This window comes from Streptosporangium sp. G12, assembly GCF_052983175.1.
In genome coordinates, this window is record NZ_JBRIQO010000029.1 from 14215 (window position 1) to 37213 (window position 22999).

At 70.4% G+C, this 22999-nt stretch carries 22 protein-coding genes; 14 read left to right on the forward strand and 8 right to left on the reverse strand.

The annotated features are described in order from the left end of the window. Positions 1-122 precede the first annotated feature (122 nt). Complete coding sequence (locus tag ACVCAG_RS36150; protein WP_447191207.1) at positions 123-536, forward strand: SgcJ/EcaC family oxidoreductase; 414 nt, start codon at positions 123-125, stop codon at positions 534-536. A 107-nt stretch (positions 537-643) separates the two neighbouring features. Here the strand turns inward: ACVCAG_RS36150 and ACVCAG_RS36155 are convergent, their stop codons facing one another. Continuing rightward, a complete protein-coding gene (locus ACVCAG_RS36155) occupies positions 644-1129 on the reverse strand; it encodes a winged helix-turn-helix transcriptional regulator (protein ID WP_447191208.1) in 486 nt (161 codons plus the stop codon). A 106-nt stretch (positions 1130-1235) separates the two neighbouring features. Between ACVCAG_RS36155 and ACVCAG_RS36160 the strand changes: the two genes are divergently transcribed. The 4 genes from ACVCAG_RS36160 to ACVCAG_RS36175 all read left to right on the forward strand — a co-directional run bounded on the left by ACVCAG_RS36160 (position 1236) and on the right by ACVCAG_RS36175 (position 3763). Beyond that, complete coding sequence (locus ACVCAG_RS36160) at positions 1236-1829, forward strand: dihydrofolate reductase family protein (RefSeq protein ID WP_440089175.1); 594 nt, start codon at positions 1236-1238, stop codon at positions 1827-1829. Between the two features lie 280 nt (positions 1830-2109). After that, positions 2110-2538, forward strand: coding sequence for a MarR family transcriptional regulator (locus ACVCAG_RS36165; protein ID WP_440089177.1), 429 nt, complete (start codon positions 2110-2112; stop codon positions 2536-2538). Next, entirely contained in the window at positions 2528-3043 is a 516-nt protein-coding gene (locus ACVCAG_RS36170; RefSeq protein ID WP_447191209.1) for a hypothetical protein, read from the forward strand. The genes ACVCAG_RS36165 and ACVCAG_RS36170 overlap by 11 nt, the downstream gene beginning before the upstream one ends. Positions 3044-3331: 288 nt before the next feature. After that, positions 3332-3763: an N-acetyltransferase family protein gene (locus ACVCAG_RS36175; RefSeq protein ID WP_447191210.1), complete on the forward strand. Its 432-nt coding sequence runs from the start codon at positions 3332-3334 to the stop codon at positions 3761-3763. 245 nt (positions 3764-4008) lie between these two features. Here ACVCAG_RS36175 and ACVCAG_RS36180 read toward each other — a convergent pair whose 3' ends face one another. Beyond that, a complete protein-coding gene (locus ACVCAG_RS36180) occupies positions 4009-4500 on the reverse strand; it encodes a nuclear transport factor 2 family protein (RefSeq protein WP_440089180.1) in 492 nt (163 codons plus the stop codon). 276 nt (positions 4501-4776) lie between these two features. Further along, positions 4777-5358, reverse strand: a complete 582-nt coding sequence (locus ACVCAG_RS36185) for a TIGR03086 family metal-binding protein (RefSeq protein WP_447191211.1) — start codon at positions 5356-5358, stop codon at positions 4777-4779. A gap of 63 nt (positions 5359-5421) precedes the next feature. Between ACVCAG_RS36185 and ACVCAG_RS36190 the strand changes: the two genes are divergently transcribed. The 3 genes from ACVCAG_RS36190 to ACVCAG_RS36200 are packed head-to-tail and all read left to right on the forward strand — an operon-like array spanning position 5422 to position 7258. Then, positions 5422-6165, forward strand: coding sequence for a DUF6597 domain-containing transcriptional factor (locus ACVCAG_RS36190; RefSeq protein ID WP_440089183.1), 744 nt, complete (start codon positions 5422-5424; stop codon positions 6163-6165). 9 nt (positions 6166-6174) lie between these two features. After that, positions 6175-6477, forward strand: a complete 303-nt coding sequence (locus ACVCAG_RS36195) for a hypothetical protein (protein ID WP_440089184.1) — start codon at positions 6175-6177, stop codon at positions 6475-6477. Positions 6478-6493: 16 nt separating this feature from the next. Beyond that, positions 6494-7258, forward strand: coding sequence for an SAM-dependent methyltransferase (locus ACVCAG_RS36200; protein WP_447191212.1), 765 nt, complete (start codon positions 6494-6496; stop codon positions 7256-7258). On the opposite strand, the gene ACVCAG_RS36205 is transcribed toward ACVCAG_RS36200, so the two are convergent. Then, positions 7230-7412, reverse strand: coding sequence for a hypothetical protein (locus ACVCAG_RS36205; protein ID WP_440089186.1), 183 nt, complete (start codon positions 7410-7412; stop codon positions 7230-7232). The two genes, ACVCAG_RS36200 and ACVCAG_RS36205, sit on opposite strands and share 29 nt — an antisense overlap. A gap of 31 nt (positions 7413-7443) precedes the next feature. Here ACVCAG_RS36205 and ACVCAG_RS36210 point away from each other — a divergent pair, with 31 nt between their 5' ends. The 3 genes from ACVCAG_RS36210 (at position 7444) to ACVCAG_RS36220 (ending at position 11685) form a co-directional block, all read left to right on the forward strand. After that, positions 7444-8064, forward strand: coding sequence for an L-threonylcarbamoyladenylate synthase (locus ACVCAG_RS36210; protein ID WP_440089187.1), 621 nt, complete (start codon positions 7444-7446; stop codon positions 8062-8064). Positions 8065-8278: 214 nt separating this feature from the next. Then, the gene (locus ACVCAG_RS36215) at positions 8279-9310 is read left to right on the forward strand and encodes a substrate-binding domain-containing protein (protein WP_440089189.1); all 1032 of its coding nucleotides are present in this window, start codon (positions 8279-8281) and stop codon (positions 9308-9310) included. Positions 9311-10233: 923 nt separating this feature from the next. Next, positions 10234-11685: a glycoside hydrolase family 43 protein gene (locus ACVCAG_RS36220; protein WP_440089191.1), complete on the forward strand. Its 1452-nt coding sequence runs from the start codon at positions 10234-10236 to the stop codon at positions 11683-11685. 81 nt (positions 11686-11766) lie between these two features. Here the strand turns inward: ACVCAG_RS36220 and ACVCAG_RS36225 are convergent, their stop codons facing one another. After that, entirely contained in the window at positions 11767-12858 is a 1092-nt protein-coding gene (locus tag ACVCAG_RS36225) for a LacI family DNA-binding transcriptional regulator (RefSeq protein WP_447191213.1), read from the reverse strand. Positions 12859-13064: 206 nt separating this feature from the next. On the opposite strand from ACVCAG_RS36225, the gene ACVCAG_RS36230 reads away from it, so the two are divergent. From ACVCAG_RS36230 to ACVCAG_RS36240, 3 genes are read left to right on the forward strand one after another with little or no spacing between them, the layout of a single operon-like run. Next, positions 13065-13985 carry a carbohydrate ABC transporter permease gene (locus ACVCAG_RS36230; protein WP_440089194.1) on the forward strand — a complete coding sequence of 307 codons (921 nt, stop codon included), beginning with the start codon at positions 13065-13067 and terminating at the stop codon, positions 13983-13985. Continuing rightward, complete coding sequence (locus tag ACVCAG_RS36235; protein WP_440089196.1) at positions 13982-14920, forward strand: ABC transporter permease subunit; 939 nt, start codon at positions 13982-13984, stop codon at positions 14918-14920. The genes ACVCAG_RS36230 and ACVCAG_RS36235 overlap by 4 nt, the downstream gene beginning before the upstream one ends. Before the next feature lie 50 nt (positions 14921-14970). Further along, entirely contained in the window at positions 14971-16314 is a 1344-nt protein-coding gene (locus tag ACVCAG_RS36240; RefSeq protein ID WP_440089198.1) for an extracellular solute-binding protein, read from the forward strand. Here the strand turns inward: ACVCAG_RS36240 and ACVCAG_RS36245 are convergent. The 3 genes from ACVCAG_RS36245 to ACVCAG_RS36255 form a co-directional block, all read right to left on the reverse strand. Beyond that, positions 16301-18388: a beta-galactosidase gene (locus tag ACVCAG_RS36245; RefSeq protein ID WP_447191214.1), complete on the reverse strand. Its 2088-nt coding sequence runs from the start codon at positions 18386-18388 to the stop codon at positions 16301-16303. The two genes, ACVCAG_RS36240 and ACVCAG_RS36245, sit on opposite strands and share 14 nt — an antisense overlap. 262 nt (positions 18389-18650) lie before the next feature. After that, positions 18651-19523: a bile acid:sodium symporter gene (locus tag ACVCAG_RS36250; RefSeq protein WP_440089201.1), complete on the reverse strand. Its 873-nt coding sequence runs from the start codon at positions 19521-19523 to the stop codon at positions 18651-18653. 396 nt (positions 19524-19919) lie between these two features. Beyond that, positions 19920-22565 carry a ricin-type beta-trefoil lectin domain protein gene (locus tag ACVCAG_RS36255; protein ID WP_440089202.1) on the reverse strand — a complete coding sequence of 882 codons (2646 nt, stop codon included), beginning with the start codon at positions 22563-22565 and terminating at the stop codon, positions 19920-19922. Between the last annotated feature and the right edge of the window lie 434 nt (positions 22566-22999).

The window sequence follows — 22999 nt, forward strand, 5'->3', positions numbered from 1 at the left end:
CGGAACCGGCAGGGGCCGGCGAGGCGGATCACGCTTGACCTCACGTTCGGTTGAGGATGCATGGTTCTCCTCGGGGACGATCAGGTCCCATCCCGCCGAGTGCCCGAACAGGGAGAACCGACATGAGCGCTGATCTGTCCGAGGACGCCGCCATCCGCCGGGTGGTAGCGGACGCCGTGAAGTTCCAGAGCGACGTGGACAGGTTCATCTCCCTGCACGCCGCCGAGGCGGCCGTCGTCAACTTCGGCGGTCGCAGGGTGGCGGGACGCGACGCGCTGGCCGAGGCGATGCGCCGGGCTCTGGCGTCGTCGCTGGCCGACGTGACCACCACGGCCGAGATCGAGGACATCCGCTTCCTCCGCGAGGACGTGGCGATCGTGGCGAGCGTCAAACACGTCCACGACCGGCGGCGGGAGAGTGGTGACGCTCCGGTGAGCGCGCTGCCCGCCACGTCGGGGCGGCTCACGTACGTGATGGTCAAGGAGGACGGCACCTGGAGGATCGCCTCCGCCCAGACCACGCCGATCCTCGCCTGACGGAAGCGGGGCCGCGCGGGTGCTCGTGCCCGAACGCCCTGACTCCGGGCGCGCCCGAGGCCGCCCGTACAGGACGAGCCGGGGGGCCGGGAGGCGCGTACGGGGTGTCAGAGCGCGTCGGTGTGGGCCTGGGCGAGGCGTTCCAGCACGCCCGGGCCGTTCCGTTCCTGCGCCGGTTCGCCGAGGTGCACGGTCCGCAGCTCGGCCATGAACTCCTCCCACAGTTCCGGCCCGCCGGCCGCGAGCAGCTCCGCCCGCACCCGCAGCCGCTTCGTGGTCGGCCGGTGGCGCAGACCCCACTCGCCGAGCTGGGCGAAGACGGGCACCAGCCGGATCGACGCCTCGGTCAGGCTGTAGGCGGCCCGCCGTCCCGGCCCCGCGTCCTCGCGGGTCAGCAGCCCGGCGTTGACCAGCCGCTTCAACCGGTCGGCCAGGATGTTGGAGGCGATCCCCTCCTCCGAGCCGGTGAGCAGCTCCCTGAAGTAGCGCCGGTTGCCGAACATCATGTCCCGCAGCACGAGCAGGCTCCAGCTGTCGCCGAACGCCTCCACCGCGGCATTGATCGGGCATCCCGAACGCGCCGGCTCCGCCACCTCGCACCCCGCTTCCGATACTCCCCACCTGGTTGCAATTTACCACCGGCATGGCCTAGCGTGAGGCTACCGATTGCAAAATGCAAGCAGATTACGGAGGCGACGAATGACCGACACCGAGCCGCAGACCGCGGGTGGGAAGGTGCTCTGGCACTTCACGATGTCGCTGGACGGATTCGTGGCGGGGCCGGACCACGAGATGGACTGGATGATCGGGACCCCGTCCCGTCCGGGCCTGATCGGCGAGTACGTCGAGACCACGGGCGCCGTGCTGGGAGGCCGGGACGGCTGGGACCGGTTCCCGGACGCGAGCGGCGTGTACGGCGGCGCCTGGAGCGGACCGGTCTTCGTGCTCACCCACCACCCCGAGGACGCGAAGCCCGCCGACGGGGTCACGTTCCTGAACTGCGACCCGGCCGAGGCGGTGCGGATCGGGCTCGCGGCGGCCGGCGGCAAGAACCTCGAGGTGCTCTCGCCGAGCATCGGCCGCCAGCTTCTCGAGCGCGGGCTCATCGACGAGATCGACCTGCACATCGCGCCGGTCCTGCTCGGCGAGGGCATCCGGCTGTACGACAACCCCGGCGGTGCGCGGATCCCCCTCCACCTGGTCGGCGACGGCGACCCCACGTTGATCGTGAACGTGCGTTACCGGCCCGCCGCGACGGCGAAGGTCGCGGACGGGGGCGCGCCGGGCGACTGACGCCGGCTGCCGCGAGAGTGCCGGTGCGTGGCGTTCGGCTCGTCGCGCCGATGCCCCGGGCCCGCGGCCGGGTCCTCGCGTGGTGTCGGGGGATGGCCGGGCCGCGTCGCTCGATCGGCACTCACCGGCTCACCGGCTCACCGACTCACCGGCTCACCGGCTCACCGGCTCACCGGCTCACCGTCCCGGCCGCCACGTCGCAGAGCCGGCCGGACGGCGCCGTGCCCGTCCCGCCCGCATCTGGTTGCCTCATGCAACTATCTGGTTGTATGGTCGAACCATGGCGGATGATCGCGAACTCCAGGAGGCCGTGGCCCGCTTCGTGCGGGCCTTCGGGCTCCATCAGCCGGAACGGACTCCCTGCGGGCAGCCCCTCCCGGTGTCGGAGGCCCACGCGCTGGGCGAGCTGGCCAGGGACGGCGCGTTGCGGCAGAGCGACCTGGCGCACCGGCTCCGGCTGGAGAAGAGCACCACCAGCAGGCTGGTCACGCAGCTCATCAACCGCGGCTGGGCCGAGCGCACCCCGGCGCCCGACGACGGGCGCGGTGTGCTGGTCCGGCTCACCCCGGACGGGGTGAAGGCCGCGGCCCGGCTGGCCGAGGCCAGAGCCGCGCGGTTCTCCGCCGTTCTGGAGCGTGTCCCCGAGGGCGAACGCGCCGACGTGTTGCGCGCCCTGACCACTCTCACGGAGGCCATGGATGAAACTTGAGGATCGACGCGTTCAGGCGCTCGCCGCGGCGCTCGCACTCATCGTCGTCGCCGCGACGGCGTACGTGCTCACCAGCCTGAACGAGCAGTGGGCGCTGGCCGCCCGGCAGGCGGAGATCGCGGCCAGGAGCCGGCAGGTGATGCCGTTCGACCTGGAGCGCACCACGCACCACTTCGCCAAGTCCGCCACCGGCGGCGTGCAGACGGTCACCTCCGACGATCCCGCCGACGCCGAGCAGGTCACGCTGATCCGCGAGCACCTGACCGCCGAGGCCGCGGGCTTCGGCAGGGGCGACTACGGCGACCCCGCCTCCATCCACGGCGGTGAGATGCCGGGCCTGCGCGACCTCGAACAGGGCCACAGCCGCATCGACATCCGCTACACCGAACTGCCCGCGGGCGCCCGGATCACCTACACCACCTCCGACGCGTCGCTAGTCACGGCGTTGCACGCGTGGTTCGACGCCCAGGTCACCGACCACGGCCGGCACGCGGAACACGGCTGACCCCACCTCCGGAACGCTTTTCCCGCCGGATCCGTCCGTCTCGTCCATACCATGCCGGGGTACGGTTTCCTCATCTGCCCATATACCTGACCCCGGTAGCGTCTCCTCCTGGCCGATGGGTTCTCCCGGCCGTCGGGTCACCCCCGGCGACCGTCCATCGGCGCGGCGAACGCCCCCGGCCCGACGCCGCGCGACCGGGCCCCGTCCCGTCCGGCAGGCGACGGCGACCGGCCTGAGAGCGCACCACCCCACCCACTCCTCGAACGCCCATCCGAAAGGACCATCGTGATGGACATCCGTCGCGCCACGCCCGATGACGCCCCCACCGTGCACGGCCTCATCCGCGAGCTGGCCGAGCACCAGAACCAGTCCCGGAGCGTCACGGTGAGCGTCGACGACCTGAAGCGGATGCTCGCCCGCCCGGAGATCACCTACCTGATCGCCGAGCGGGACGGCGCGGTCGTCGGCTACGTCTCCTGGCTGCAGCGCATCGGCTTCTGGTCGGGTGAGGACCACCTCGCCCTGGACGACCTGTACGTGACCGGCGCCGAACGCGGCAACGGCGCGGGAGAGCTGCTGATGCGGGCCGTCGCCGAAGCCGCCGACGGCAAGGTGATCCGCTGGGAGGTGGCCGAGGCCAACGTGGCCGCGCAGCGCTTCTACGCGCGCATCGGCGCCACTCTCGTCTCCAAGAAGATCGGCCGCTGGCAGCCGCGGTGACCGAACTCCGCGGCGCCCGGCGACGGCGGGACCCGGGCGCGGGTCCCGCTCGGCCGAGGGTGACCCCGGCCGACTCGCGCAGGACCAGCTCGCACGGGACCGTCCGCACCCCGCCCGGCGGTGGCGACCCGGCGATCGCGTCCAGCGGGTGCCTGGCCGTGACCCGACCTGGTCGAGGTGTTTCCGCGGGGTGGCCACGACGGCATCGACGGGCACGCCGAGGTCGAGTCCGCGCCGGTGGAGCTCTACCGGCCGGCGGGGGAGGCCTCCTGCCTGGAGCCGGTGGTCTCCTTCCAGGCGTCGGCCCACCCTCCCTGCACCATGGTCTGGAAGACCCACCGGCCCCCCGACTTCACCAGCAGGTCCGCGTAACGCATGCCGTACGCCTCGCCGTTGACCGTCATCGTCGCGTCGGTGACCACGACGACCAGGTTCGCGGTCAGGAAGTGGGGGGTGCGGACCGACTCCATCGTGACGTCGCCCGCCTCCCCGCCTCCCATCACCTCGGCCATCGTGCGCGTGAACCGCTCCCTCGTCCACCGGTCGGCCAGGCCGTCGCCATCGGGACCGTCGGTCACCACGTTGAGCGGGAACATCGCCATGTCCGCCATGCGCTCGACGTCGACCTTCGCGCTGTGGGCGTCGTACTCGGCGAACCACGCCTCGACGCTCTCCCGGTCGTCGGCCGTCGGCGTGAAGGCACCGCTACCGAACGGGGATTCCTGGACCTCTGACACTGTTCCGCTCCTTCGTCGACGACGCGTCCTGCCGGTCCCTCACCCGCCACCGGACGGCACGGAGCACCGTCCGGTGGCGGGTAAGGGACCGTACGAGATACCGTACACCGTACGGAACATCTGTCAAACGGGACGGTCGAGAACCGCGTCCGGCGGGTCCTGCCGAGGTGGCCCCGCCCGGCGGGTTCTAGGATTCCGGCAAACCAGTCGATCATGGCCATGTTCGCGCCGCCTTCGACGGCGTCGGAACGGTCCCGTGCGCTCCGCGCGGTGTTCTTAGCCGGTCCAGGCGGGGTCGCGGCCGGTGAGACCGAGTACGCGGTCCAACGGCGACGATGAGGCCGGAACGGTGACCTCCGGTCCGTAGACGCCCATTTCCCGGCCCTGCGCGGCGTTCTTCGCCAGTTCGCCGTACAGGTACGTGACGAGGTCGTCGTCCCAGGCCGGGTGCCGGCCGATCGCCCGCGCCAGGTCCCAGCCGTGCACGACCAGCTCGCCCACCACCATGCCTCCGACCAGCGACGCCGGCAGCTCCATCGGGCCGCCCATGCGCGTCGTCCCCTCCCACGCGGCGGGCCGGCCCCAGGCGGCCACGGTGCGCTTGACCTGGATCTCAAGGGCGGCCGCCCAGTCCCCCTCGGTCAGGTCCACGTCCGTCTCGCTCCCCGCCGGGGGCGGCACGGACTCCTTGCGCGCGGACGCCTCGAGCGACGGTCCCCAGAACAGCAGGTGGTTGACCAGCCCGCGCACGTCGTACTCGGAGCACGGGGTCCGGGCATTCAGCTGGTTCGGCTCGATGGTGTGGATGATCTCCGTCAAGGGCGCGGCCGCGCGGATCATCAGCTCTCTGTCATGCATGGCGACCAAGAAAACACGGCGCGCGACGGGTGTATTGAACAAACGCGACATAGGCTCGACCGCATGTCCAGGGACGTCCGTGAACTCGCCGGTGCGTGGACGAGGTTCCAGCGTCACTCCTTCCCGAGACCGTCCCCCGATCTGGCGCCGTACGTCGAACGCTACTGGGTGGTTTCGTGGGACTACGCTGAGCCCTACGAGCAGCTGGTCGTGCCGTACCCCAACGTGCATCTGACCTTCCGTGACGGCGGCGCGACGGTGCAGGGCGTCTGTGGCGGGCATCAGATCAAGGTGCTGGAAGGCAGGAACGGTGTGTTCGGAGTGACGTTCCGGCCGGGGGGATTCCGGCCGTTCCTGCGCGCGCCCGTCTCGACGATCACGAACCGGTCCGTCGACGCGAGCCAAGTGTTCGCCGGTGACCTGCCCGACCCGGTCGACGTCGCGGGCGTCGAGGACTTCCTCAGGGCGCGACTGCCTGAGCGCGACGCCAGGGCGGAGCGGGCCGCGGCGATCGTCGCGACGATCGCCGCCAATCCAGAGATCACCCGGGTCGCCACGCTGGCCCACCATCTCGAGACCGGTGTCAGGGAACTGCAGCGGCTGTTCGCGGAGTACGTCGGTATCGGTCCGAAATGGGTGATCCGCCGCTACCGGCTGCACGAGGTCACCGAGCGGCTGGCGCGGGGCGCGTCGGTGAACTGGGCGGGGCTGGCGACCGAACTCGGGTACGCCGACCAGGCGCACTTCGTCCGGGACTTCAAGGACATGTTCGGTGAGTCTCCGACCTGGTACGCCGAACGTTTCTAGGCGGCCGGCATGGTCGCCGCCCACCTCCGCAACGCCCTGGACCACCCCGACCTGTACCGGGTCATGTTCGACGCGAACCTCGAGCTCGAAGACCTCAAGGCCGCGGACGCGACCCTGGAGCATCTGGTCCAGGCCGTCGAACGAGGCAGGAAGGCCGACCGCTTCCGCGCCGACACCGACCCGCTGGAACCGGCGATCCAGAGCCGGTGGTCTCGGGGCCGCTCATGTCCGGCTCCTCCGGAAGGGGTCCGACCGGCGCGGGCGGAGGTCCCACCGGCCGGAAAACCCGATTGCGCGCGGGAAACGGGATGATGTTGGGTCGGATCCCGTGACCGCATTCGACGCACTCGTGCGTCCCGACCGTTACCCGCTTTCCTCCGCCTACGATCCGGCCTGGCTGCTCGGACTCGACATGGGACCCCATCCGCTGTGGATGCTGGAAGACCTCGCCCGCGACCTCGACCTGAAACCCGGCATGCGGGTGCTGGACCTCGGTTCCGGCAAGGGGGCGACGTCGGTGTTCCTGGCCCGCGAGTACGGTGTCCAGGTCGTCGCGACCGACTGGTGGATCGGCGCGGACGAGGCGGCGGAGGTCTTCGCCGAGGCCGGCGTCGGTGACCGGGTGGAGGCGGTGCGCGCCGAGGCCCACGTCCTGCCGTTCGAGAAGGAGAGCTTCGACGCCATCGTGAGCATCGACGCCTTCGAGTACTTCGGCACGGCCGACAGCTACCTGCCCTACCTGGTGGGGTTCCTCCGTCCCGGAGGCCGGCTCGGGATGGCCACCCCCGGGATGACGCGCGAGGTCCGCGAGCTCGGGGCGATCCCCGCGCACATCAAGGAAGTGGTCGGCTGGGAGGCCATCGCCTGGCACACGCCACAGTGGTGGCGTTTCCAGTGGGAGATCACCGAGCTGGTGGAGGTCACCTCCGCCCGGTTGCAGGAGGGCGGCTGGGAGAACTGGCTGCTCTGGGCCAGAGCCTGCGCCGACCACCGGCCGGAAAAGCGTGTCGCGCATCAGCCGGTGATCGACATGCTCGTCGCGGACGGCGGCGAGTTCCTCGGCTTCACCCTGGTGACCGCCCGCAGGAGGTGACCCCCTCCGGGACGGACGGTGAGGACGCCGTCTGCTCGCGATGGTCGCCGTGCTGGTCGGCGAAGACGACCTCACCCATCAGGAGGCGGAAGTGGGCCTCGTGGAACGGGCGGAACGTCTCGATGGTCAGTACGGTGAGCCGCGCCGGTGTCACGCGGGGTGGTATTCGCTTCTAAGCTCGGGGTGTGGCGAAATACCTTGATGTGCATCCGAACAGTCCCCAGCCCCGGCTGATCGGCCAGGTGGTCGAGCTTCTGCGTGGGGACGGGCTGATCGCGTACCCGACGGACTCCGGCTACGCGCTGGGGTGCCGGCTGGGCAACAAGGAGGGGATCGACCGGATCAGGGAGATCCGCGACCTTGGCAGCGACCACCACTTCACCCTGGTCTGTAGAGATTTCGCTCAGTTCGGCCAATTCGTGCATGTAAGCAATGCGCTGTTCCGCTCGGTCAAGGCGGCGACCCCCGGCGGTTACACCTTCATCCTGCCCGCGACCAAGGAGGTACCGCGGCGGTTGCTGCATCCCCGGAAGAAGACGGTCGGCGTCCGGATCCCCGATCACGTCGTCACGCAGGCGCTGCTGGCCGAACTCGGCGAACCGCTGGTGTCGAGCACCCTGCTGCTGCCCGACGAGACCGAGCCCCTGACGCAGGGCTGGGAGATCAAGGAGAGGCTCGACCACGTGGTGGACGCCGTGATCGACTCCGGCGAGTGCGGCGCCGTCCCGACGACGGTCGTCGACTTCTCGCAGGGTGAGCCCGAGATCCTCCGCCGAGGCACCGGAGACCCGTCCCTCTTCGAATAGGGCGGCGGTGCTCGCCTTCTCCACCCCGGGCACCCTGTCACCGCCGGAGTCGTTCGTCATGGACGCGGCCCCACCTCTCGCCACGGCGGCATCGGACATCGCGGTGCCGCCGACGAGGTCGTCCTCGTGACCCGATCCCGGTACGGACGGTGCCCGTCGTAGCGGAACGGGCCCGGAACTCCTGTTAGCGTTATCGCATAGGGGGTGAGCTGCTTTGAAGGCGAAATCGAACGACGGCCCGCCGCGCTCCAGACCTGCTGTGCTGGAGGACGTCGCCGCGCTCGCCGGAGTGTCGGCGATGACCGTCTCCCGGGCGCTCAACGCGCCCGAGAGGGTGCACACCGAAACCCGGGCGCGCGTGCTGGCCGCGGTGCAGGAGCTGGACTACCGGCCCAACGCCGCCGCCCGCCAGCTCGCCACGGGACGGTCGGGGGTGCTGGGCGTGGTCAGCATCGACACCACCCTGTACGGTCCGGCCTCGACCCTCTACAGCATCGAGCGTGCCGCGAGGCTCAACGACTACGCCGTGAGCATCGCCAGCCTGAGCACGCTCGACCGTCGCTCGATAGAGGAGAGCCTGCGCCAGCTGCGGTCCCAGTCGGTGGACGGCGTCATCATCGTCGCGCCGCACGAGTCGGCGGCCGACGGCCTGCGCCACCTGTCGTCGGAGATCCCCGTGGTCGCGGTCGACGCCGGGGCCGGCCTCTCCGTCCCCGTGGTCATGGTCGACCAGCGGGCGGGAGCGGCACGGGCGACCAGGCACCTGCTCAGCCTCGGCCATGAGACGGTGTGGCACGTGGCGGGCCCGGCCAGCTGGATCGACGCCAACGGCCGGGTCGAGGGCTGGCGCGAGGTGCTGGAGGCCGGAGGGCACCGGGTTCCCGAGGTGCTGCGCGGGGACTGGAGCTCGCGCTCCGGCTACCAGCTCGGCCGCCGCCTGGCACAGGACCCCGAGGTCACGGCCATCTTCGTGGGCAACGACCAGATGGCCCTGGGCGTGCTGAGAGCGCTGCGCGAGGCCGGGCGGCGCGTTCCCGAGGACGTCAGCGTGGTGGGCTTCGACGACGTGCCGGAGTCCGCCTACTTCTGGCCCCCGCTCACGACGGTCCGGCAGGATTTCGAGGAGGTCGGCAGCCACGCCTTCCACGTGCTGCTCGACCAGATGGCGGGCAGACCGAGCCAGCCCCGGCGGCTGGTGGAGCCCGAGCTCATCGTGCGGGAGAGCACCGGAACCGCGCCGAGCTGACGCGGCCGTCGAGCGCACAGCCGTCGAGCGCGCGACCGGCCGGCTCGGGGACCTCCCGCAGCACGTGGCCGGAGTGCCGGATGCAGCGGTCCGGGAAGTCGCACGACGTGAGCCGGTTCCACCGCGGTGATCGGGGTGATGGTGGCGTGCTTGGCGTTGATCGGCGCGGTGCAGGAGCGCAGGCCCTGCATGCCGGCGGTCGGCGTGGCGAGGTTATGTTATCGCTAACATTTTTTTCTGCCCGAGGTTTCGGTAATCCTTGGAGTGATGACCGGATCCCGGATCGCCGATGGACGGTGAGGATCGGGCCGCGTCCGTGTTTCCGGCGCGTTTCGCAGAGTGTTAACGATGACAGCAAGGTTGTCAACACCCGGATTACCGGACGGGAGCGGCCCGTGCTCTGCCGGCAGGCCGATACGGTACCGCTGACCTGCTCTTTCAAGAGGCCTGTCGTCGCTCGACGGCCGGTCGGAGGTGATCGCTCGCCGGCCGGGTGTCATGGGGGTATTGACCGGCCGGATGTTGGCGATCACACTGATGTGACGCCGATGTAACCCCTGCCCGGCCGCGGTTGTCTGTTTGCGTTTCGGCATGTCGGCGGCCACACAATGTCATAAAAGATAAATCTTCGCGATATGAATTGTTAGCGCTAACATTCCTGACCCGATAGGCGGGGGGAGATGTGACGCGCCCGTGTCCCTCGGACCCGGGCGTACGCGAGGCCGCCGGCCCGCGCCCGGCCACGGGAGCCGGCCCGCCCCGGCCGGCCCGCACGGCACGCGGCCCCTGTACCCGTCCAGCTCCCAACGGCGCCGAGCCCGGCGCCGCCGACGACGAGGAGGCAGGGAGACCACCCTCGACCGGATGGATCGCCGCTGACGGCGCCGTCCGCCCCATCGTGCCCGCTCCCGAAGGAGAAACGCATGTTGAAAGCCTTGTCCCGGGTGGGCGCGGTGCTCGCCGCCTGCCTGATGTTCACCTCGTGGTCGCTGGCCGTCCCGAAGGAGGCGGCCGCCCTCGAACCCTTCACCGGGTACTTGATGGCGCACTTCACCGGGGAGTCGGCGAGCGGCGAGCAGATCTACCTCGCCCACAGCGACGACGGCCTGCGCTGGACCGACCTGAACAACGGCGCGGTGGTCCTGCGCTCCACGGTCGGCACCCGAGGGGTCCGCGACCCCGCCCTCGTCCGGTCTCCCGCCGGCGACCGGTACTGGATCGTCGCGACGGACCTGCGCATCGCCGCCGGCACCTCGTGGAGCGACGCCGCGAACCGGGGGAGCACCTCGCTCGTCGTGTGGGAGTCGCGCGACCTGGTGAACTGGTCGGCTCCGTGGCTGATCAACGTCGCGGGCGCCATCCCCGGCGCCGGCAACGCCTGGGCGCCCGAGGCCATCTACAACCCCGAGACCGGTGACTACGTCCTGTACTGGGCGACGAACTCGCTCCGCAACGGCGTGACCAAGCACCGCATCTGGTACACGCGCACCGCTGACTTCCGCAGCTTCTCCGCACCGCAGCTGTACATCGACCGCGGGACCGGCCAGGGCATCATCGACACGCAGATCGTCGACGTGCCCGGCGGCGTCGGCGGCTACCGGTACTACCGGGCCTCGGCGGACGGCCACATCACGATCGAGGCCAGCAACTCGATCCTGGGCTCCTGGACGACCCTCGGGAACCTGTCGCACATGGGGATCTCCAACGGCACGGGCGGCGGCAACGTCGTGGAGGGCCCGATGTGGGCGCAGTTCAACGGCCGCAACGAGTGGGCCCTGTGGCTGGACCAGTACGCCACCGGCCGCGGCTACATGCCCATCACCTCCACCAACCTGGGCAGCACGCGCAACTTCCAGACGCGCTCCGACTACGGCATGGGCACCAACCGCAAGCGCCACGGCTCCATCCTCAACCTGACCGCCGCGGAGGAGGACCGCGTCCTCGGCCGCTGGGGCGCCACCGCGCCGGTCAACCGCATCCAGTCGTACAACTTCCAGACCCGCTACGTGCGGCACGCGAACCTCGACGTGCGCATCGACGCGAACGTCAGCCCCGCCCAGGACGCGCAGTTCCGGCTGGTGCCCGGCCTGGCGAACGGCAGCGGCCACGTGTCCTTCGCGTCGGTGAACTACCCCGGGTACTACCTGCGGCACTACGGGTACGATTTCGTTCTCGCGCCCGACGACGGCACCGCCACCTTCGCGGGGGACGCCACGTTCCGCCAGGTCGCCGGGCTCGCCAACGCGTCGTGGACGTCCTTCCAGTCGTACAACTACCCCGACCGGTACATCAGGCACTACGACTACCTGCTCCGGCTCGACCCGATCGGCGACGCGCAGGGCCGCGGTGACGCCACCTTCCGCGTGACGACGTGATCTCCGGCGAGCCGCCGTGCGGCTCGCCGGACCCGGGATCTCTTCGCCCGCCCTCCGCGCGAGGGCGGCGGCCGGGCCCGGTCACCTTCCGGGGGAGGCCGTGCTGTCGCGTACCACCAGGCGGGTCGGGACGAGATCGGTGCCCGGCCGGGAGGTCTGGTTCTCGCGAATCTGGACCAGGACCCGCTGCACGCATCTCCTGCCCACCTCCGCGAAGTCCTGGTGGACGGTCGTCAGGGGCGGGATGAAGAAGGCCGCTTCCGGGATGTCGTCGAAGCCGACCACGCTGATCTCGTCCGGGACCACCCGGCCGCGTTCGTGCAGGGCGCGCAGCAGCCCGAGGGCCATCTGGTCGTTGGAGACGAACACCGCCGTGCAGCCGGGCTCGTCGGCGAGCGCGAGACCGGCGGCGTAGCCGGATTCGGCCGACCAGTCGCCGTGCAGGGGTGCCGGCACCGGCCGTCCGGCCTCCTCGAGCGTGGTGCGCCAGGCCTGGGTGCGGCGCTGGGCGGCGTAGGAGGCCCGCGGTCCCGTCACGTGCCAGACGGTCCGGTGTCCCAGGTCGAGCAGGTGGTGGACGGCCCGCCGGGCCCCGTCGGCCTGGTCGGTGTCGACGACGCCGTAGCGGTCGCCGGCGTCGGAGTCCACGACGATGACGACGGGGACCCCGGGGGGCAGGGTCACGGTGCCCGCGTCGAGCAGGTGGATCTCGATGATGACGATGACCGCGTCCACGGCGAGCTCGCCCATCCGGGTGAACGCCCCCAGCACGTTGTCCTGGGTCGGCACGTCGACGGGGATCAGCGTGATGGCGTACCCCTCGGCGGCGGCGTGGGTGGCGATCGCCTCGACCGTGCGGCTGTTGCCGGTGGAGGCGAGGCTGAAGAGGATGACGCCGATGGTGTTGAACTGGCCGTACCGTAGCGCGCGGGCCGCGCTGTTGGGCCGGTAGCCGAGCTCGCGCATCGCCGCGAGCACGTGCTCGCGGGTCGAGTCGACCACTCCCGGATGGCCGTTCGAGACCCGGGACACGGTCTGGGACGAGACGCCCGCCAACATGGCGACGTCGGCCATGGAGACGCGCTGCTTGCGGCGTCCGCCGGGGACGCCCGACCCGCCGCGCTGCGCGCCGCCGGGGGTCGTTCCCGGCTGCTGCCGGCCACCGCCGTTCATCGTTCTCACCCTTCTGGTGTGTTCCGGACGGCCGTCGGCGCCGGGGAAACCTTGACGACCTGTGTGACCGGTGTCACGATACCGCACGAACGTTTACGTAATCATTACTTACGGATTATCACTCATCACCTTGTGTCGGTTTTATTAGACACTTCCTTCCGGGGGTGATGTTTACGTAAACATCATCGGTAGGCGGGAGGGAACCGGTGGTCGCAGCACCGCGGGTGAGCACGACGGCCGGCCGGAGGACGGCGCCCCGCAGGGGGCGGTCGTGGGCGGGATGGCGGTTCGTCGGGCCGTTCATCGCGGTGTTCGCGCTCGTCTTCCTGGCGCCGGTCGTGTACTCGATCCACCTGAGCCTGTTCCGCACCCGGTTGATCGGCGGGACCGCCTTCGTCGGCGCCGACAACTACCTCGCGGTGCTGGGCGACCCGCGCTTCTGGTCCGCCTTCGGCAACGTGACGCTCTTCCTGGTCGTGCAGGTCCCGATCATGCTGTTCCTGTCGCTCCTGGTGGCTCTCGCGATCGACAGCGGCCGGCTGTACGGGACGAGTTTCTTCCGCATCGCGGTGTTCCTGCCGTATGCCGTGCCCGCGGTGGTCGCGACGCTCATGTGGGGCTTCATGTACGGAACCCGGTTCGGCCTCGTCGGCAACCTGAACGAGACGTTCGGGGTGTCGCTGCCGGACCCGCTGTCGTCCGAGCTGATCCTCGCGTCGATCGGCAACATCGTGACGTGGGAGTTCGTCGGCTACAACATGCTGATCCTGTACTCCGCCCTTCGGGTGGTCAATCCGTCCCTGTACGAGGCCGCGGAGATCGACGGGGCGAGCCAGCTCCGGATCGTCTACGCGATCAAGCTCCCCGCGCTGCGCGGAGCACTGCTGATCGCGACGATTTTCTCGATCATCGGTAGTTTCCAGCTCTTCAACGAGCCCAGCATCCTCAGGACCCTGGCGCCGAACGTGATCACGACCTACCTGACGCCGAACCTCTACGCGTACTCGCTGTCCTTCGACGGCCAGCGGTTCAACTACTCGGCGACCGTCGCCATCGTCATGGGCGTGATCACGATGATCATCGCCTATGTCGTCCAGCTCCGCGGGATGAGGAGGGACCGACCGTGACCGCCACCCCCGCGACCACCCGGAAGCCCCGCGCGCGGGCCTCGTCCGGCCCGCTGGTGATCCGGCGCGGCCGCCGGCACCACCCCGCGCGGCGAAACCGGCGCAGCGCCACCCTGACCGCCCTGACCGCGATCATGCTGGTCTACGCGCTGCTCCCGCTGGCCTGGCTGCTGATCAACGCGTCCAAGACGCAGGAGGGGCTGTTCGGCTCGTCCGGCCTGTGGTTCCACCCCGACTTCGCACTGTTCCGCAACATCGCCGACACCTTCACCTACGACGACGGCATCTTCACCCGCTGGCTGCTCAACACCCTGCTCTACGTGGTCGTGGGCGCGGGCGGCGCGACGCTGCTGGCCACGGTCGCCGGGTACGGGCTGGCGAAGTTCGACTTCCCCGGCAGGAAGGCCGTCTTCGCCGTCGTCATCGGCGCGGTGGCGGTGCCGGGCACCGCGCTGGCCGTCCCGACGTTCCTGATGTTCTCCGGGATGGGCCTGACCAACACCCCGTGGGCGATCATCATCCCGTCGCTGATCTCGCCGTTCGGCCTCTACCTCATGTGGATTTACGCCGCCGACGCCGTACCGGACGAGCTCCTCGAGTCGGCGCGGGTGGACGGGGCGCGGGAGTTCCAGGCGTTCCTGCGCATCGGCCTGCCGCTGCTGGCGCCCGGGATCGTCACGGTCCTGCTGTTCGCGGTCGTCGCGACGTGGAACAACTACTTCCTGCCGCTGATCATGCTGAAGGACCCGGACTGGTATCCGCTCACCCTCGGCCTCAAGGAGTGGAACGCCCAGGCGTCCACCATCGGGGGCGAGGCGATCTTCAACCTCGTGATCACCGGTTCGCTGCTCACCATCGTCCCGCTGATCGCGGCGTTCCTGCTGCTCCAGCGGTACTGGCAGTCGGGCCTGGCCGCCGGAAGCGTCAAGGAGTGACCCAGGCCGCGCCCGAACCGTCCCCAGGTACAACCACGAAAGGGACATCCATGACGACAACCCGCCGCCACGCCCTCCTGCTGGGCGCCGCACTGTCGGTGTCGCTGATGACCGCCGCCTGCGCCCCCTCCGGCGGCGGCTCCGGGGCCGCCCCGCCCGCCCGGAGCGCGTCCGCCACCGACCTCCAGGCCGCGCTGGACGCCGGTGGCGGCATCACGATCTGGGCCTGGGAACCGACCCTGAAGCAGGTGGTCACCGGCTTCCAGGCCAAATATCCGAAGGTGAAGGTCAACCTGGTCAACGCCGGCACCGGCAACGACCACTACGCCGCCCTGCAGAACGTGATCAAGGCCGGGTCGGGCGTCCCCGACATCGCCCAGATCGAGTACTTCGCCCTGCCGCAGTTCGTGCTCGCCAAGTCGGTCGCCGACCTGACGGGCTTCGGCGCGGACAAGCTCGACGGCACCTTCACCCCCGGCCCCTGGAACGCCGTCCGCTCCGGCGGCGGGATCCACGGCATGCCCATGGACTCCGGGCCGATGGCCCTGTTCTACAACAAGGAGGTCTTCGACGAGCACGACATCGAGGTCCCGGCCACCTGGGAGGAGTACATCGCGGCGGCGAGGAAACTGCACGCCGCCGACCCCAAGGCCTACATCACCAGCGACACCGGCGACCCCGGGTTCGTCACCAGCATGATCTGGCAGGCCGGTGGCAAGCCGTACAAGGTCGAGGGCACCACGGTGAGCGTCGACTTCGGCGACGCCGGCACGCGGAAGTTCACCTCGGCCTGGCAGCAACTCGTCGGCGACAAGCTCGTCGCGCCGGTCACCGGGTGGACCGACGCCTGGTACAAGGGCCTGGGCGACGGCACCATCGCCACGCTCGTGATCGGTGCCTGGATGCCCGCCAACCTCGAGACCGGCGTCAAGGCCGGGTTCGGCAAGTGGCGGGTCGCCCCCATGCCGCAGTGGGAGAGCGGCGGCAGGGCCACCTCGGAGAGCGGTGGCAGCTCGCTGGCCATTCCCGAGGCGAGCGCGAACAAGACGCTCGCCTACGCCTTCCTCAAGTACGCCGGCGTCGACGAGGGGGTGCGGACCCGGCTGGACGGCGGCGCGTTCCCCGCCACCACCGCTGAGCTGGCCTCCCCGGCCTTCCAGGACAAGGAGTTCCCCTACTTCGGCGGCCAGCGGGTCAACCGGATCCTCGCCGAGTCGGCGGGCCAGGTCGTCGGAGGCTGGTCCTACCTGCCCTACCAGGTCTACGCCAACAGGATCTTCAACGACACCGCGGGCAAGGCCTACATCAGCGGCGTCACCCTGCAGGACGGCCTGAAGGCGTGGCAGGACGCCTCCGTCGCGTACGGCAGGGAACAGGGCTTCACCGTCCGGTGACCCCGCCGTGCTCCTCGTCCCGCCGCAGGGCCGGCCGGCGCAGGACGCACACCTGGCGGGGAGCCAGGGTGAGGTCCGCGGCCAGGCACGGGGCCTGGAGGACCTCGCCCGCGACCTCACCGGCATCGCCCACGGCGACGCTCTCGTCGGTGCGGTTGATGAGGAACCAGTAGTCGGCGTCGTCACCGGTGCGGACCGCCAGCTCCACCGCTCCGGCGACGGCGGCCGGAAGCTCGCGGCGCACCCCTCCGGCCGCCAGGAGCCGGGAGAGCACCGGGCCCAGGCCCTCGGGGCCGAGCCTGGTCGAGACGTAGGACGCCGAGCCGGTCCCGACCGTGCGGGTGGTGACGGCGGGCCGGCCCGCGTACTCGCCGGAGGTGTAGCGGGCGACGACCTCGACGTCCGGCCCGGCGACGTCGATCCGGTCGCTCCACAGTGTGCCGGAGACGCCGAGGTCGAGGTCCACCCGGTCGCCGTCCGGCAGCGGCCCGAACTCCTCGATCCGGATGCCGAGCAGATCGCGCAGCGCGCCGGGGTAGCCGCCGAGCCACACGTGGTCGTGCTCGTCCACGATGCCGGAGAAATAGGTGGTGACGAGATGGCCGCCGCCGGTCGCGTACTCGCTCAGGCGGTCGGCGAGCCCCCGCGGAACGACGTACAGGACCGGGGCGACGAGCAGGTCGTAGTGCGCGAACGCGTCGGCGGAGGTGATGACGTCGACCCGCACTCCGGCCGCCGCGAACGCCGAGTACCAGTCCAGCGCCTCCTGCCGGTACCGCAGCCGTGACGTGGGGTGGGAGTCCAGCTCGCTGGCCCACCAGGAGTCCCAGTCGAATACGATCGCGGCCGCGGCGCGCCGGCGTCGCGTCCCCGCGATCGGCGCGAGCCTCTCCAGGGTCGCGCCGAGGTCCACGACCGAGCGGAAGACCTCGCTGTCCGTGCCGGCGTGCGGGATCATCGCCGAGTGGTACTTCTCGGCCCCTCCCGCCGACTGCCGCCACTGGAAGAAGCACACGGCGTCCGCACCGTACGCCACGTGGGTCAGCGAGTCGCGGACCATACCGCCGGGCCTCTTGGCCGTGTTGACCGGCTGCCAGTTCACCGCGCCGGTGGAGTGCTCCATCAGGAACCAGGGCTCGCCCCCGGCGAGCCGGCCGGTCAGGTTGGCCGAGAACGACAGCTCGTCCTGCGCCTGCGGGCCGGTCTGCAGGTAGTGGTCGTTGGAGACGAAGTCGACCTCGCGCGCCCAGTCGGCGTAGTTCATTCCCTTGGTCTCGCCCATGACCATGAAATTGGTGGTGACCGGGATCTCGGGCGTCAGCTCGGCCAGCGCGCCGCGTTCGGCCCGCAGGTAGTGCTTCAGGGCGTCGGAGGAGAACCGCTTGAAGTCGAGCTGCTGGGTGGGGTTGGAATAGGAGGTGGCCAGGCGCGGCGGCAGGACCTCCTCCCAGCCGTCATAGGTCTGGGACCAGAACGCCGTCGCCCACGCCCGGTTCAGCTCCTCCACCGTGCCGTACCGGTCGCGCAGCCAGGCGCGGAACGCCGTGGCGGCGTCCTCGGAGAAGTCGTAGACGTTGTGGCAGCCGAGCTCGTTGGAGACGTGCCAGGCGGCGAGCGCCGGATGGCTCCCGTACCGCCTCGCCATGGCCCGGACCAGGCGCAGGGCGTGCTCGCGGAAGATCGGCGACGTCGGGCGCCAGTGCTGGCGCCCGCCCGGCCACAGCGTGCGGCCCTCGTGGTCGACGGGAAGGATCTCCGGGTGCCTGGCGGTCAGCCACGGCGGCGGGGACGCGGTGGCGGTCGCCAGGTCCACGGCGATGCCGTGCGCGTGCAGGAGGTCCATCACCTCGTCCAGCCAGTCGAAGGTCCATCGGTCGACCCGTGGCTGGAGCCGTGCCCACGAGAAGATCGCCAGTGAGACGATGTTCACTCCGGCCTGGCGCATCGCCCGGACGTCGTCCCGCCACACCTCCCGCGACCACTGTTCCGGGTTGTAGTCCGCGCCGAAGGCCAGCCGGCGCCGCGAGGTCTCCGAGGGCCAGCGAAGCCAGCGCGGCCCGTGGTCAGCTGTCACTCCCGCTCCTGCCTGTCGTCCAGGGAGACCGTCCGGCCTATGTTTACGTAAACATAGGGTATCCCAGGCCCGTCCCGCCGATCCGGAGACCAAGGTGGGTCACCGCCCGGGCGACGGTCGGCTTCCCGACTTCCCCCGAGCAGCACCACTCGTACCCCGTCCGTACCGGCGGCCCTACCGACCGTCGCGGGAGGTCGCGAGCAGGTGCCCGCGACCTCCCGCGGTCACCCGAGGAGCCCGGGGAGCGGAAGGGCACCCCTTCTCACAGAGCCGCGTCGGGGGCGAGCTTCGCCGTACGGGACCTGAGGAGGAATCCGGCCGCGGCGGCGGTGAAGAACATCAGCACGCCGTAGGTGGCGGCGGGGATGGCCATCTGGGTGTCACCCAGCAGCGTGAGCGCGACCGCGATGGACAGCGTGGCGTTGTGGATGCCGATCTCCATGCAGGAGGCGACGGCCTGGCCGCGCTCGATCCCGGCCAGGCGCGGCACCCAGTAGCCGATGGCCAGGCTGAGCACGCTGAACACCAGTGTGATCGCGCCGACCGAGCGGATGTAGCCGCCGAGGTTGTCCAGCTCCTGCAGCAGGGCACCGACGATCACCACGACCAGGATGACCGCCGAGGCGATCTTCACGGGCGTGTTCATCCGGTCGGCGAACCGCGGCCGCCACGCCCGGATCGCCATGCCGATCGCGACGGGGACGAGCACGATCGCGACCACCTGGACGGTCTTGTCGAACTGCAGGCCCAGCGCGGCCGAGTCGGCGGCGAAGTAGCCCAGCGACAGGTTGGTGACCAGGGGCAGCGTGACGACGGCCAGCACCGAGTTGATCGCGGTGAGCGTCACGTTGAGCGCGACGTCGCCGCCGAACAGGTGGCTGTAGAGATTGGCCGTGGTCCCGCCGGGGGAGGCGGCCAGGAGCATCATGCCCACGGCGAGCGCGGGCGGCAGGCCGAAGGCGAGCACCAGGCCGAAGCAGATCGCGGGCAGCACCAGGATCTGGCAGGCGAGCGCGACCACGGTGGCCTTGGGATAGGCGACGACTCGGCGGAAGTCGGCGATCGTCAGGCCCAGGCCGAGGCCGAACATGATGACCGCGAGGGCGATGGGCAGGAAGACACCGGCAAGAGCCATGGGGGGTGTGTCCTCTTTCTTCTTTCCTTGGACGGGGGTCGGGGGCGGGGCGGCGTCAGGGTGGAGGGGTTCGGTCGTCACGGACGACGCCGGCGCGGCGTCCGCGACGCCGCAGGAGGCCGGAGAAGGCGACGGCGCCCAATCCCGCGACGGTACGGACAAGAGCACGGCGCTGCATGGTGGGTCCAATGATCACGTACATTTCGCGATCACGCCAGGAAGGAACCCCGGCCTTCTCCGGTTCCCGGGATCGCCGTGACATCCGGTCCATCCGGAGGCGCGGTGCCCGGTATCCGGCCGATCGGCCGGTCCACGCCGGCACCCCTCCGCCCCCGCCGCCCTCCCGCACGTGAACCGGGGGCGGGAGCCGCGGCTCCCGCCCCCATCCCCGCCGGGCTACTGCCTTCTGAACGTCTGCGCCGGGCTGCCGTTGCAGTCCCACAGCCGCAGCCTCGCGGCGTTGGCCGTGGAGCCGTTCGGTGAGTCGAGGCAGCGGCCGGACTGGGGGTTGAGCAGCGCGCCGTTGTCCTGCGGTACCCACTGCTGGGCGCCGCCGCCGTTGCAGTCCCACAGCTGGACCGGTGACCCGTTCGCCGTCGCGTTGCCGGTCACGTCCAGGCACCGGTTCAGCGTGCGCAGCGCCGTGCCGTCCCACGCCCAGTGCTGGTCGACGGCGTGGGGCTGGCAGTCCCACAGCTGCACGGCGGAGCCGTTGCCGCCGGTGTCGTCGGCGGCCACGTCCACGCACTTGCCGCCGGGGCCGTTGACGAACGTGGCCCCGCTGGAGCCTCCGCCCAGCCGGAACGTCTGCGCCGCGGCGCCGTTGCAGTCCCACAGCTGAAGCCTGGCCCCGTTGGCCGTGGAGCCGTTCGGTGAGTCGAGGCAGCGGCCGGACTGGGGGTTGAGCAGCGCGCCGTTGTCCTGCGGTACCCACTGCTGGGCGCCGCCGCCGTTGCAGTCCCACAGCTGGACCGGTGACCCGTTCGCCGTCGCGTTGCCGGTCACGTCCAGGCACCGGTTCAGCGTGCGCAGCGCCGTGCCGTCCCTGGTCCAGTGCTGGTCGGCGGCGTTGATCTGGCAGTCCCACAGCTGCGCGGCGGAGCCGTTGCCGCCGGTGTCGTCGGCGGCCACGTCCACGCACTTGTTCCCGGGGGCGCTGATCGGCCGGCCGGGCGGGGGCGGGGCGGTGTTCAGCCGCTTCGACGCCGCGATGATGCCGAGGTTGGCCGCCCGGACCCGGGCGGCGTCGAACTTCACCACCTGCCGGTCGTAGGTCCAGAAGCCGTTGACCTCGCCTTCGACGTCGAACGGCTGCGTGTAGACGAGCGCGCTGAGCCCGCGGGTGTGCATGAGGTTCGCCGACTGGCTGACGAGGCTCACGTACCGGTCGGTGATCGACTGCGCGTTCGGGTGCATCTCGTACGCGCCGAACTGGCCGTTGGGGCTGTACTCGTGACCGGGGACGCGCACGCCCAGCCCGCCGTACTCGCCGAGCACGGCGGTCCGGGTGCTCGACGGTGTCGGCGAGTCAGGTCCTACGTAGATGTGCCAGTCCATCATGTCGCCGTTGCCCGGGTCGCCCTTGGAGGCGCAGCAGTTGTAGCCGCTGTGCCCGTTGACGAGCCTGGTGGGATCCTGGTTCTTGACGTTCTGGATGATCCGGGTGGTGTCGGCGAGGTTCCACTCGCCCCATCCCTCGTTGAACGGGACGTAGGCGACGACCGCGGGGGAGGAGCGGTGCTCGTCGACGAGTTCCCTCAGCTCGCTCTCCCACTGCGTGTGGTGGGCGGCGTTGCCCCCGCCCATGCTCGGCATGTCCTGCCAGACCAGCAGGCCGAGGCGGTCGGCGTGGTAGAACCACCGCTGCGGCTCCACCTTGATGTGCTTGCGGACCATGTTGAAGCCGAGGTCCTTGGTCTTCTGCAGATCGCTCGCCAGCGCGGCGTCGGTGGGCGCCGTGTGCAGGCCGTCCGGCCAGAAGCCCTGGTCCAGCACGCCGTTCTGCATGACGAACTGGCCGTTGAGCGTCAGCGCGAGCCGCCCGTTGACCACGGCCTTGCCGACCTCGCGCATCCCGAAGTAGTGCGTCGTCTGGTCGACGGTCGCGTTCGCGCCGTTCCGCAGGGAGATCCGCAGGTTGTACAGGAACGGATCGTCCGGCGACCAGCGCCGCGCGTTGGGGACGGGGACACTGAAATCGGTGAACCCGCCGGTCGCGGTGCCGACGACGGTCGAGCCGTTCATCGCCTCGGCGTACACTGAGTGTCCCGACACGTCGCCGCGGGTGAACACGCGCACCCGCAGGGTGTTGTTGCCGAGGTTGGGGTAGAAGTCGACGCTGTAGATCGACGAGGCCGGGGTCGGCTCCAGCCACACCGTCTGCCAGATGCCCGACGAGGGCGTGTAGAAGATGCCGCCGGGGTTGCGGACCTGCTTGCCGCGGGCGGGGTTGGTCCCGCTCGCCCCGGAGTCCGACGGGTCGAAGACCCGCACGATCAGCTCGTTCGTCCCGCCGTTGAGCTGCGGGGTGATGTCGAACTCGAACCGGTCGTAGCCGCCGGTGTGCCCGCCGACCTGTACGCCGTTCACCCACACGGTCGTCTGCCAGTCCACGGCGCCGAAGTGCAGCTGCACCCGGCGGCCGGTCCAGCCGGCCGGCACGGTGAACGTCCGGCGGTAGAACAGGTAGTAGCGGTTGTCGTTCGCCGGCCGCTTGATGCCCGACAGGGCGGACTCCACCGGGAACGGCACGTTGACGCGCTCCGGCAGCGTCTGGCCGAACACGGGGGCGTCGTTCGTGGTCGACTGCCGCAGCTGCCACTCTCCGTTGAGGTTCAGCCAGTCCGGCCGGGTCATCTGCGGGCGGGGGTACTCCGGCAGCGGCGTGCCGTTCAACGCCTGACCCGTCCACGGCGTCGTCAACGGCGAGGGCTGGGCCGGGGCGGCGCCGGCCTGCGGCGCGCCGACGACGAGCATGGCGAGGCCGACGACGCAGACGACGACGGAGTGCAGCAGTCGTCGCCGATGGCGTGTTCGTTGCATGGAATCTCCTCAGGGGGGTGGTGGTTCGGAGATGCGGGGCCCGGCGAGGCCGGCGGGGGTGGCCCGGGTCATGGACCGGCCGGAAGCGGATCCGCGGCGTCGCCGCCGCGGGAGCGCGGCCTCCATGACCACGGCGGTCTCCCTCCTACGTGGTTCCGCAGGTGCCCGCCACGAACCGGTATGGCGCGCACCCAACGGGGATGATCAAAAGTGAATACTTTGAAACATCTATGTGTCAATATTTGATCGAATATGATCAGCCCAATCCTGAAATCGTGGGCCCGTCTCGGCGGCAGGCCTCGACGCGAGAAGCTCGGCGGTCTACCGGCCCTCTCCCGCCGGCGGTCTCGAAGACGCGCGGCGGGGAAGAACGAGCACCGATTCGTCCAAGCCACGGCCGCCCTCGGCGCGCACCATATGGACAGGAGGTGCGT

Bases quoted from the DNA above. Each gene is read 5' to 3' on its own strand.
- ACVCAG_RS36225 (WP_447191213.1), bottom strand. From the start codon at position 12,858: ATGAACGGCGGTGGCCGGCAGCAGCCGGGAACGACCCCCGGCGGCGCG.
- ACVCAG_RS36240 (WP_440089198.1), top strand. From the start codon at position 14,971: ATGACGACAACCCGCCGCCACGCCCTCCTGCTGGGCGCCGCACTGTCG.
- ACVCAG_RS36255 (WP_440089202.1), bottom strand. From the start codon at position 22,565: ATGCAACGAACACGCCATCGGCGACGACTGCTGCACTCCGTCGTCGTC.
- ACVCAG_RS36170 (WP_447191209.1), top strand. From the start codon at position 2,528: ATGAAACTTGAGGATCGACGCGTTCAGGCGCTCGCCGCGGCGCTCGCA.
- ACVCAG_RS36250 (WP_440089201.1), bottom strand. From the start codon at position 19,523: ATGGCTCTTGCCGGTGTCTTCCTGCCCATCGCCCTCGCGGTCATCATG.
- ACVCAG_RS36220 (WP_440089191.1), top strand. From the start codon at position 10,234: ATGTTGAAAGCCTTGTCCCGGGTGGGCGCGGTGCTCGCCGCCTGCCTG.
- ACVCAG_RS36160 (WP_440089175.1), top strand. From the start codon at position 1,236: ATGACCGACACCGAGCCGCAGACCGCGGGTGGGAAGGTGCTCTGGCAC.
- ACVCAG_RS36195 (WP_440089184.1), top strand. From the start codon at position 6,175: ATGGTCGCCGCCCACCTCCGCAACGCCCTGGACCACCCCGACCTGTAC.
- ACVCAG_RS36175 (WP_447191210.1), top strand. From the start codon at position 3,332: ATGGACATCCGTCGCGCCACGCCCGATGACGCCCCCACCGTGCACGGC.
- ACVCAG_RS36190 (WP_440089183.1), top strand. From the start codon at position 5,422: ATGTCCAGGGACGTCCGTGAACTCGCCGGTGCGTGGACGAGGTTCCAG.
- ACVCAG_RS36185 (WP_447191211.1), bottom strand. From the start codon at position 5,358: ATGCATGACAGAGAGCTGATGATCCGCGCGGCCGCGCCCTTGACGGAG.
- ACVCAG_RS36165 (WP_440089177.1), top strand. From the start codon at position 2,110: ATGGCGGATGATCGCGAACTCCAGGAGGCCGTGGCCCGCTTCGTGCGG.
- ACVCAG_RS36150 (WP_447191207.1), top strand. From the start codon at position 123: ATGAGCGCTGATCTGTCCGAGGACGCCGCCATCCGCCGGGTGGTAGCG.